Below are 3,971 nucleotides of genomic sequence, written 5' to 3'. Positions count from 1 at the left end.
TAATAAACGGGCTGCATAACAAAAAAAGAAGGCTGCCTTTTCAGACACCTTCTTTCAAATTATATCATATGGATTCTTCCTGGACGGATTAGGGGGGAAGGGTTGTCACAATTATATGTTTTCCACCGTTCAAAACGGTAAGATTGCGCAAAGTCGTTCCAGATATTCCGCATCCGTCTTGTCGAACTCGTTCAGCTTGTCGCTGTCAATGTCCAGTACGGCAACCACTTTTCCATCTCTGACTATCGGTACGACGATTTCCGACCGTGAATCCGAGCTACAGGCAATATGTCCCGGAAATTGCTCTACGTCCGGGACAATGATTGTTTGTGCATCCTTCCAGGCTGTTCCGCATACACCTTTCCCGTACCGGATGCGCGTGCAGGCAAGAGGCCCCTGGAACGGGGCAAGCACGAGCATCTCTTCTTTTACCACATAAAAGCCTACCCAGAAGAAATCGAATGTTTGTTTCAGGGCAGCGGCGACATTCGCCATATTGGCGACGACGTCCGTCTCTCCCGCTGTCAGCGATTGCAATTGAGGAAGCAGCGTCTCATATAGTTCCCGCTTGTTCTCACCGTTGATTATTAAATTTTCTGCCATTTTTTATACTTTATAAGAAAACAAAAGTAACCTTTTTTTCGGATTCTGCGTATCTTTGTGACATGAGTAAACAAAATTCTCCTTTAGTGCTTGGAACCGAGCGCATCAGCAAGTTGTTGACACAGTATGCCATACCGGCCATTATCGCCATGACCGCTTCTTCGCTCTACAATATGGCAGACAGTATATTTATCGGACACGGGGTAGGACCGTTGGCGATCTCCGGCTTGGCCTTGACTTTTCCATTGATGAACCTTGCGGCTGCTTTCGGTTCTCTGGTTGGGGTGGGGGCTTCAACGCTGGTGTCCGTGAAGTTGGGACAGAAAGATTATGAAGGGGCGAACAAGGTGCTCGGAAACGTACTGGTGCTGAACGTAGTTTTGGGACTCGCATTTACGTTGGTCTTTATGTTGTTGCTCGATCCGATCCTCTATTTCTTCGGGGCGAGCGAGAACACGATTTTGTATGCCCGCGATTATATGAATGTGATCCTGATAGGAAATGTGATTACTCATATGTATCTAGGACTGAATGCGGTGTTGCGTTCTTCCGGTTTCCCTAAATTAGCGATGTATGCGACGTTGGCGTCGGTGGTGATCAACTGTGTACTGAATCCGCTTTTTATCTTCGGTTTCGGTTGGGGGATCAAGGGATCGGCATGGGCTACCGTCATCTCTCAGGTCATTTCGCTGACCGGACAGTTGATTCATTTTTCCCGTCCGAAGGAGTTGTTGCATTTCAAGAAAGGCATTTACCGGCTGAAAAGCGAAATCGTGAAGGGGATTCTTTATATCGGAATGTCACCTTTCCTGATGAATCTTTGTGCCTGTCTGATCGTAATACTGATTAACCGGGGACTGAAAGAGCATGGCGGCGATATGGCGATCGGCGCATACGGGATCGTGAACCGGGTGGTATTCCTCTTTATTATGATCATCATGGGGTTCAACCAGGGGATGCAGCCGATTGCCGGTTATAACTTCGGTGCCCGCCAATATTCGCGTGTGACGGAAGTGACGAAGTTGACGATGAAGTGGGCGATAGGGGTGGCGACAACAGGGTTTTTGCTCTGTCAGTTGTTCCCGTCGGTGATCGTCCGCATGTTTACGACCGATCCGGAGCTGATCGAGGCGGCGGTGTACGGTTTGCATATCGTCTTTGCGGTCTTTCCGATTGTCGGTTTCCAGATGGTGGCGACAAACTTTTTCCTTTCCATCGGGATGTCTAAGAAGGCGATCTTTCTTTCGCTCACCCGGCAGATGCTGTTCCTCGTTCCCTGCTTGTTGATTCTTCCCCGATGGTTCGGAACACTTGGCGTATGGATCAGCATCCCGATCGCCGACACGACAGCTACGATTGTTACGGCTCTCGTCTTGATAAACCAGTTCAGGAAGTTTCATTCTAAATAAATTTTATTTACCTTTGTCTTGATACCAAAAACATAGATAGACATGGATAATAAAATCATATTGACCATCGGCCGGCAGTTTGGCAGCGGTGGTCGCGAGGTAGGACAGAAGCTGGCAAAAGAGCTGGGCATCGGCTATTATGACAAGGAACTGATGGCGCTTGCCGCGAAGGAAAGCGGACTGAGCGAGGAGTTTTTCGAGAAAGCGGACGAGAAGGCTTCCAGTGGTTTGGCGTATGCTTTTACGATGGGCTATTCGTATATGGGGTTGTTCCCGCCGTATGCCGATGTACTGTCTAACGACCGTTTGTTCCTGTATCAGAGCGATACGATCCGTAACCTGGCGGAAAAAGGTTCTTGTGTGATTGTCGGACGATGTGCCGACTATATCCTTCGTGACAATCCTGACTGCCTGAGTTTCTTTATTCATAACAACAAGGAAAACCGTATTCAACGGATCATCGAAAGCCAGAACCTGACGGTCGAACAGGCGGAGGAATTGATGCTGAAGACCGACAAGTCGCGTGCTGCTTATTATAACTATTATACGAATAAGGAATGGGGCGTTGCATCCACCTACAACTTTTCGATAGATGTCTCTGTGTTGGGGATAGACGAGACGGTTGCGTTCATGAAGAATTTTGTGGAACGGAAAATGGACAAGCGTCCGCCGCATTTCGGATAATTATTATATCTTTGCCTTCGACTTATCATAGGGGTGCCTTACTATACAGGCTGAGATTATACCCATTGAACCTGCCGGATAACGCCGTGAAGGGAAAAGGTAGAATTACTAAATAAAGGGAAGCGTTACCTCTATGTGCTTCCCGATGTTTAAACTCTAATTATTATTTTGTAATGGAACAGATTGTTTCAACAGGAATTATCGACTCTTACTTTGCGAAGTTAAAGAGCAATTTGTCTATTGATGTCGCTATTGTCGGTGGTGGTCCTTCTGGTATCGTAGCCGCTTATTATCTGGCTAAGGCCGGAAAGAAGGTGGCTTTGTTCGACCGTAAGCTGGCCCCCGGTGGAGGTATGTGGGGGGGCGCCATGATGTTCAACGATATCGTGGTTCAGGAAGAGGCTATGCCGATCGTGCGTGAGTTGGGTGTAAGTTATAAGGATGCCGGAAACGGTACTTATATCATGGATTCCGTACACACGACCTCGGCTTTGATCTATGGTGCGACGAAAGCCGGTGCGACTATTTTCAACTGCTATTCCGTAGAAGATGTAGTGTTCCATAACGATGCCGTAGCCGGAGTGGTGGTAAACTGGGCTCCGGTTATCCGCGAAGGTATGCATGTGGACCCGCTGACAATCATGTCCAAGGCTGTCCTGGAAGGAACCGGCCACGACTGTGAAATCGCACGCGTGGTTGCTCGCAAGAACGATATCAAGCTGAATACTCCGACTGGGGGCGTGATCGGCGAACGTTCGCTGAATGTCGAGCTGGGTGAGTCTACAACCGTAGAAAATACGAAGGAAATCTATCCGGGACTGTTCGTCTCTGGTATGGCTGCCAATGGGGTGAGTGGTAGTTTCCGCATGGGGCCGATCTTTGGCGGTATGCTGATGAGCGGAAAGAAGGCGGCCGAACTTATTTGTGCTAAGCTGGACAAATAAAGGCTTATTTCCTAATAACAAGGAGATGTCAAAACACATCTTCATCACGATTTTTTAGGCATGGATTATATGGGTTTATATCCATGCCTGATTTATGTCATTTCGTAAGTAAGTTTTCACTTGGCATACCTTTCTTCTCTATCGGGAGAAATCATAGAAACTGTTTTCATCTATCACTCTATCACTGACGAGCCTGTAGTTATTGATATTTAAACGTTAGAGGTAGTGATAGATGACATTTCCCTCTATCACTACTCTATCACTACTCTGTCACTGTGTCTCGTCCTGATTTTGGTTGACTGTGTATTAAAAAAATCCTGTTATAGGTTGT

At 47.3% G+C, this 3,971-nt stretch carries 4 protein-coding genes and 1 riboswitch; of the genes, 3 read left to right on the top strand and 1 reads right to left on the bottom strand.

Annotated features, from left to right (window positions below):
• Nucleotides 1–129 precede the first annotated feature (129 nt).
• Entirely contained in the window at nucleotides 130–603 is a 474-nt protein-coding gene (locus KTG12_RS20985) for a GAF domain-containing protein (protein ID WP_022322015.1), read from the bottom strand.
• 62 nt (nucleotides 604–665) lie between these two features.
• Between KTG12_RS20985 and KTG12_RS20980 the strand changes: the two genes are divergently transcribed.
• The 3 genes from KTG12_RS20980 (at nucleotide 666) to KTG12_RS20970 (ending at nucleotide 3,640) form a co-directional block, all read left to right on the top strand.
• Nucleotides 666–2,012 (top strand): MATE family efflux transporter, encoded by a 1,347-nt coding sequence (locus KTG12_RS20980; protein ID WP_138273505.1) that lies wholly within the window; start codon nucleotides 666–668, stop codon nucleotides 2,010–2,012.
• A 42-nt stretch (nucleotides 2,013–2,054) separates the two neighbouring features.
• Entirely contained in the window at nucleotides 2,055–2,696 is a 642-nt protein-coding gene (locus KTG12_RS20975) for an AAA family ATPase (protein ID WP_005638800.1), read from the top strand.
• Nucleotides 2,697–2,715: 19 nt separating this feature from the next.
• Nucleotides 2,716–2,809, top strand: a riboswitch (TPP riboswitch).
• A gap of 60 nt (nucleotides 2,810–2,869) precedes the next feature.
• On the top strand, nucleotides 2,870–3,640 hold the full coding sequence (locus tag KTG12_RS20970; protein ID WP_005638798.1) for a sulfide-dependent adenosine diphosphate thiazole synthase: 771 nt from the start codon (nucleotides 2,870–2,872) through the stop codon (nucleotides 3,638–3,640).
• Nucleotides 3,641–3,971 lie beyond the last annotated feature (331 nt).

Origin of the sequence: Parabacteroides sp. MSK.9.14 (genome assembly GCF_019041495.1) — a bacterium.
Taxonomy (GTDB): Bacteria; Bacteroidota; Bacteroidia; order Bacteroidales; family Tannerellaceae; genus Parabacteroides; species Parabacteroides merdae.
Note: the sequence above shows the minus strand (reverse complement) of the source record. Positions and strands in the feature narration are given on the sequence as shown.

Coding starts and splice junctions, on each gene's coding strand:
- KTG12_RS20970 (WP_005638798.1), top strand. CDS start 2,870: ATGGAACAGATTGTTTCAACAGGAATTATCGACTCTTACTTTGCGAAG.
- KTG12_RS20985 (WP_022322015.1), bottom strand. CDS start 603: ATGGCAGAAAATTTAATAATCAACGGTGAGAACAAGCGGGAACTATAT.
- KTG12_RS20975 (WP_005638800.1), top strand. CDS start 2,055: ATGGATAATAAAATCATATTGACCATCGGCCGGCAGTTTGGCAGCGGT.
- KTG12_RS20980 (WP_138273505.1), top strand. CDS start 666: ATGAGTAAACAAAATTCTCCTTTAGTGCTTGGAACCGAGCGCATCAGC.